Annotated in this window: 7 protein-coding genes; all 7 read left to right on the forward strand. The window is 58.2% G+C overall.

Annotation, left to right across the window (positions count from 1 at the left end; all coding sequences use genetic code 11):
- The first annotated feature begins 245 nt into the window (after positions 1 to 245).
- A complete protein-coding gene (locus AC1EJZ_RS11105) occupies positions 246 to 512 on the forward strand; it encodes a hypothetical protein (protein ID WP_480294988.1) in 267 nt (88 codons plus the stop codon).
- A 703-nt stretch (positions 513 to 1215) separates the two neighbouring features.
- Positions 1216 to 2205 carry a pentapeptide repeat-containing protein gene (locus AC1EJZ_RS11110; RefSeq protein ID WP_480294990.1) on the forward strand — a complete coding sequence of 330 codons (990 nt, stop codon included), beginning with the start codon at positions 1216 to 1218 and terminating at the stop codon, positions 2203 to 2205.
- Between the two features lie 955 nt (positions 2206 to 3160).
- A complete protein-coding gene (locus AC1EJZ_RS11115) occupies positions 3161 to 3862 on the forward strand; it encodes a hypothetical protein (RefSeq protein ID WP_480294991.1) in 702 nt (233 codons plus the stop codon).
- A 78-nt stretch (positions 3863 to 3940) separates the two neighbouring features.
- The gene (locus AC1EJZ_RS11120) at positions 3941 to 4153 is read left to right on the forward strand and encodes a hypothetical protein (protein WP_070726744.1); all 213 of its coding nucleotides are present in this window, start codon (positions 3941 to 3943) and stop codon (positions 4151 to 4153) included.
- Between the two features lie 22 nt (positions 4154 to 4175).
- On the forward strand, positions 4176 to 4529 hold the full coding sequence (locus tag AC1EJZ_RS11125; protein ID WP_480294993.1) for a hypothetical protein: 354 nt from the start codon (positions 4176 to 4178) through the stop codon (positions 4527 to 4529).
- 394 nt (positions 4530 to 4923) lie between these two features.
- Entirely contained in the window at positions 4924 to 6144 is a 1221-nt protein-coding gene (locus tag AC1EJZ_RS11130) for an NlpC/P60 family protein (protein WP_480294994.1), read from the forward strand.
- 7 nt (positions 6145 to 6151) lie between these two features.
- Positions 6152 to 6396: hypothetical protein (locus AC1EJZ_RS11135; protein WP_480294996.1), on the forward strand; the 245-nt coding region annotated here is incomplete at its 3' end.

A 6396-nucleotide genomic window follows, 5' to 3' on the forward strand; every position in this document is an offset into this window, starting at 1 on the left:
CGGCAGCCAGGCTTGCGACCTGGGGCTGTGGGAACGGGGCGGTGGGCTTGAAAATTCCATTCGCTTTCAGGTTCGCGGTTCAAAAGCCTGACGTGTGTCCACATCTGTGTGCGTTCTATGCCATGGGTGTGCTTTTTTATGCCCTTTTTCACGTCGCCCATTTCATTCAATAAATTGCCACGTGAAAGTGAGTTTATTTTTATTTTGGTGCGCGTGGAATTACTTTTCGTCCCACAAGGAAAAACATGAATGAATTAGTGAATCGTGTTGCCTTTCTTCTTCGTCGTAGTGCCACGTACTGGGGGTTGTCGGATCGGGACATTGCGTCGGCGTGTGGCCTTGACGCTCACCTGGTGCGTGGGTACATGGCAGGCGCTACCCCGATTCCTCCAATGCATCTGGAACTGGTGGCACAGGCGTGCGGTACGAGCTTGCAGGATGTTCTCACCAAGGCGTATGCGGGCGTCCATCTGCCCTGCCCCACGTGGACTGCCGAGCTGGACGATGATTAGGCGACGCTCACGCCAGTCGCAGGCTGGTTGCTATACATTCCTTGTCGCTCCACGGGAGCCTTGAGCACCTGGTACCACCTGGCACCCGCCCGTGGCTGCCTTCCAGCACCGCAATACCAGAGCCTTGGATACCAGATCGGGGTTGAAGCTCGCTCCACTTTCGTGCCGGTCAACCCGAGCGTACAACCATGGCCGCAGGGACTTTCGCCCTGGCCTGCTGGGACGCTCCACTCTCAAGCGCGGCGGTCATGGACTGACTGCGAGTGCCGCCAGCCAGCGACCTTCGCCTTATCGCCTACTCGGGTTCTGGCTCGCTCCACTTTCGTGCCGGTCAACCCGAGCGTGTTCGCCTCAGCCGCAAAACTTTTCGCCCTGGCCTGCTGGAACACTCCACTCTCAAGCGCGGCGGTTGTGGATTGGCTTCCGGTGCCGGTCTGCTGGTGACCTGCACCAAGGTGATGACACGGGGGGGTGAAGCTCGCTCCACTTTCATGCTGGTCAACCCAACCGTGTTCGCTTTAGCCGCAGGGACTTTTCGCCCTAGCCTGCTGGGATGCTCCACTCTCAAGCGCGGCGGTCATGGACTGGCTTCCGGTGCCGGTTTGCTGGTGACCTGCACCAGAGTGGTGACACAGGATGAAGCTTGCCCCACTTTCATGCTGGTCAACCCGAGCGTTTTGTTCCAGCCGCAACTGGTAGTTCCATGACCAACTCATTCCAGCCTCGCAAGCCTGCCGGTAGCCCCCAGGGCGGACAGTTCGATTCCAAACCCCACGCTGTTACGGACGCGGCCCTCGATTCGAAGGCCACAGTCATACCCGACAAGCTGGTCGACGCAGTTGTAGTGGGGGCGCACCTGGATGGCGGGAATTTTTACAAGCGCCACGCGGAAGACCTGTCAATGAAAGACTGCACGCTCACTGACACGATTTTTGACTATGCGAACCTGAACAGGCTTTATGCCACATGCTGCACCCTGGACGGAACTCGCTTTGACAATGCTGACATGACGTATGGGCTCATCACCGACTGCACGGGGGACGCCACCATGTACGGGGCCAACATGGATCGTCTTTCCATCTGGTCAAGCCACCTGACTGTTGATGCCGCCCAGTCGTACATGCGTAAGGCCGACATCTCGAACACTGTTCTCAGCGAGTCGAACTTTGAGGGGACCGACTTCACGGCGGCTCACATCTCTGACAGTGATTTGAACGCCTCGCGCCTGCACCGTGCAGATCTGGGGTACACGCGCGTGACGAACACGGACATGACGAACACGGACATGACGTACGTCGACCTGACCCAGGCTCGTCTGACGCTCACCAACCTGGGGTACGCGAACATGGATAGCACGCAGTGGGAAGGCACCTGCGCATACGATTCGTGTATGGATCATGTCCTGATCACGAACGCTGAAATGAAGAGTTCCGAGTTCATTAACACCACTGCCGTTGGTGCTGAGATCGCCGACTGCTCAATAAAGCGTTGCACGTTTGAGGGTGTGGATTTCACGGACGCTACGTTCAAGGGGAATCATGTCCAGGGCGACACCACTTTCGAGGAGTGCGACTTCACGGGTGTCGACCTGGCAGACAACGAGTGGGGGCGGGTGACGTTCGCGGGGTGCGCTTTGGGTGAGGAGAACACCGCGTTCTTGAAGGGCTTGCCGGACGTCATTGTTAAAGACTAGGTTGGGTTCTCTCTACACTTCCCACTGATATACTGGTTCTCTGAGCATATCCATGACTTGTTGGGTTCTCTCTACACTTCCCACTGATATACTGGTGGTGGGGGCGGGTGACGTTCGAGGGCTGGTTGGGTTCTCTCTACACTTCCCACTGATATACTGGCCAAGTCGTCCCACGTGATTTCGCGCTGGTTGGGTTCTCTCTACACTTCCCACTGATATACTGGTGAACGTCCGATTTTCGGCGGGATACAAGCGAAAAGTGGCGGTTTAACGCTCGTAAAAGTGAGTGTTGAGCCGCCTTTTTCATGTCCGCGCGGTTGATCTTAACTAAGAGTAGATATAAACTGTTTACTAGTTGCTCTGGCCGTTGACGCTCCGCTTACAAGGATGACGCCGATGACCAGAGCTTTATTTCGACGTACAAAGGAAAACCGTGAACGCTCGGTTGGGCTCTCTCTACACTTCCCACTGATATACTGGCAAGCGTTTTGCCTCAGCCGAAAGACTTGTTGGGTTCTCTCTACACTTCCCACTGATATACTGGATCTTGTTCAACGCAGCGGCGCGTAACGTTGGGTTCTCTCCACACTTCCCACTGATATACTGGTGAACTTCCAGTTTTCAGCGGGATACAAGCGAAAAGTGGCGGTTTAACACTCGTAAAAATGAGTGGTGAGCCGCCCTTTTTCATGCCCGCACGATGGTATCGATTAAAAACTGGCGCACGATCACACAGCCCGACCAACTTTCGCATCACCCAGTCCAAGCGTTTTATCCCAGCCGCAAGACTTTTCGCCGTGGTGTTTTGGCGCGCTGGAGCTCAACCCACACCCACCACGGACTGCCTGCGCCGTTGACCACCGACCGTCGCCCCATCACCCGCTCAGGTGCTTCCTCGCCCGACTTTTAAGTTAGTCACCCCAGGCAATCTCATCTAGCCGCAACTAGGTTGATCATGAGTTCTTTTCAACCACGCAAACCCGCCGGTTCACCTCAGGGTGGACAGTTCGACTCTAAGCCCCACTCCCCCGTTGATCTGGACGCTTCAAAAGCAGAGCTCGACCTGGGTGCGTTTGGCGACGATTATGACGGCGCGTTCGAGGCGTATTGCCAGCAGGCGCGTCTGACATTCGGGTCGCTAGATGACGTGCAGATTGCCAGGATCGCGATCGCGAAAGTACAAAGCGAGCCGATCGGTGAGATCAGTGATGAGTTCGCCCACAAGGTCGTCACACTCATCGGCTTTGCTTCTCGCCAGGCGGGGGTCAAAGTGGGTGCCTACGCGACGTCGTGGCGGTATGAGCAGCCATCGAACAGTGAGGCCGTCTCCCGCATGGCTGACTATTACTGGCGGGCGTGTGAAATGTGTGAGGCGCTGCCCTCCGACCGGCGTACTCTCATGGCGGTGGGGCAGCTGTTTGGCGACTGGGTGGCCGAGCGGGAACGTGGCCGCATTCAAGAGGCGAACCTCCAGCTGGACAGGGACGCTCGCGTGGTGGAGGCGCCCGGCTGGGATGGTGAGTGCCCCAGGTGCGGGGAGCGTGCGCTGGACATGGATCCCACTGCCGCATGGTGTTCGTCGTGTGGTTCCCGCTGGTCGAACCTGTCGGCGTCGAGGCGTGTTTTTTCCGGTATTTCGCGTTTGTTCGAGTCTTGATTCCTCCCCACGCCTGAAGGCGGGGTGTTCCGCACTATCCGGTGACACGGGCTGGCTGTCCGTCCCACAAGATTGAACATGGCTGCCAAAAATAATTCGCGTGATCGGGCTTTGGCGTACGTGGCCCGTGAGATCGCATCCCAGGAACGTGTGCGCGCACAAGCCTTGTCCGCTATTTCCCCGTTTTCGTCAGCCCAGGCGAGGCAAGCCCTGGAGGAAACGGTGCGCACGTGTGACCTGGTGTGTGACGCGCTGGTGGCTGCCCGTCGTCATATTCTTGCGGCGGGGTAACTCCAAGGAAGGTTTTTCTCCCATGTTGATTCCCACTGATAACGTCGTTGAGGGCCTGTCCACTCTTGCGCGGATGCGTCGCGAAGCTGAAGTGCTCCAGGATCGTATTGACCATGCCGAGCGTGTCGTGTCCTATGAGGTGATACGTGTGATTGGCGAGCACGCGCATGAGGTGTGCGGCGCTGATGCTGTGAATTTCGTGTGGCCGGATGGCGAGAGTGTGCCGCGCGTGGAGTCGGTTCTGCGTGGTGGTGACCCTGTGGGTGAGGCTGCGCTGGATGTTCAGGTGGACGCGTCCGTGTTGTTGCCGCTGCTGTGCCGCTCGTCGTTTGACCGTGAGTTTGGCGAAATGGTGTATCAGTGGAGGCGGTCGTGATGTCGCGGTTTTTGCATCATCCGCGCCGCGTGAGCGATCAGCCGTTTTGGAATGCGGACTGCCCGTCGGGTAAATGCTGTTGGGCGTCTCGTGGTGCTGCCAGGCGTGAGGCGCGCAGGCTGGACCCGTCGGGCGCGATCCGCGCGTTCAAGTGTTCGCTGTGCGGCCAGTTCCATACGGGTCATGCTCTCGGTCATCCCCGGCAGTGGCATCGTGAGCTTCATGCTGGGGATGCTGCCTGACGGGCTTGACTGAAAGGCCCCGGTCATGTGCGCGTTGCCCATGAGGGCTAGAGGCTTGACCGGGGATCTACTGATTGTGAGTGTAGCAGACGTTTTCGAAGGCGCGTGGTGTTGAGTGTGTTGCGTGTTGGCCGCAACCATGAGGGGGCGTGATGAGCGAAGACATGAAGCCGAGTGTGCCTGCTGGCGATCCGAATCCTGGTGCGCCCAGGCAGAAAGGGCCGTCCACCTTGGATAAGGGTGCGGCTGCCGCGTCGAAGGCTGCGGGTGTGGCCGTGTCGGCGTACACAGGGTCGAAGGCTGCCGGTAAGGCGGTGGAGAAGGTTGCCTCGTCGAAAGCCGGGTCGAAAGTGATAAAAGGTCTGCTGGTGGGTGGCGTGGTGTTGTCGCTGATCGGCCCGTTGTCCACGTTGTCTGTGCCGTTGATGGTGGGCGCAGCACTGTCAGCTACGAATTCGGATTCAGCGTATGCGGGTGCCATTGCTGACGGGGACTCGTCGACGGACATGTGTTTCACGTTGTCGGGTGATGTCAAGGGTGCGGGTTCGTTCACGTCTGCTGACCAGGTGAAAAACGCGAAGGCGATTATTGAGGCGACGATGAAGCGCGGGTTGAAAACGGAAGACGCGATTATTGCCGTGATGGTGGCGATGGCGGAGTCGTCACTGAAAAACATTGGGCATGGCGATGCTGCCGGTCCGGATTCGCGTGGGTTGTTTCAGCAGCGTTCGGGATGGGGGCCTGAGGCTGACCGGATGGACCCAACAAAGGCGACGAACCTGTTTTTGAATTCTCTGACGGACCCGAAGTTGTACGTGTATGAGTCGTCGAAGCGTGTGAACGGGACACCGACGTCGCGGTACAGTCTGGACCCGTGGGTGGTGGCGCAGGCTGTTCAGCGGTCGGCGTTTTCTGATGGGAGTAACTACAGGAAGTATTACGCTGCGGCCAGGCAGATGGTGGCGGGGGTGACCTCTGGTAGTGGGGCGTGTGGCCCTGTGTCAGCGGATGCGAAGGGTGTGATTGCGGAGGCTCGTCGTCATTTGGGTAAGCCGTATGTGTGGGCTGCATCGGGGCCGGATTCGTTTGATTGTTCGGGGTTGATGATGTACGTGTACGCGAAGGCGGGTATTCAGTTGCCTCGCACGGCGGCCCAGCAGTACGCGTGGTCGAAAAAGTTTCCGCGTTCTCAGGCGCAGCCGGGTGACTTGTTATTTTGGAAGAATAACGAGATGGGTGTGTATCACGTGGCGATGTATATAGGTGATGGGAAAATGATTGAGGCTCCTGCTCCTGGTTTGACGCTGCGTGAGGTCCCGCTGTACGGGGCTGATTTGATGAGTCAGGTGGGCAGGCCGTTTGCAACGAAATAGGTGTGTGATGAGTGATCGGCGCGGGAAAATAATCGCAGGCATCATGATCGGTGTTTTCGTCGTGGTAGGCGGACTCTTAGTGTGGTGGCTCCGCCCCGTACCGCCCGGTGACACTGGCCAGTCCGTGGCCCAATCCGTGGCCCAGTCGGATGCTCAAAGCGCGGGCGGAACTGTCAGCCATGACGAGTCGGACTCGCCTGACACGGACGCCACCCAGTCAGCCTCCCCCGTTGCAAAGCGCCGCCCTCCCAC

The organism is Pauljensenia sp. C0170B5 (genome assembly GCF_056590195.1).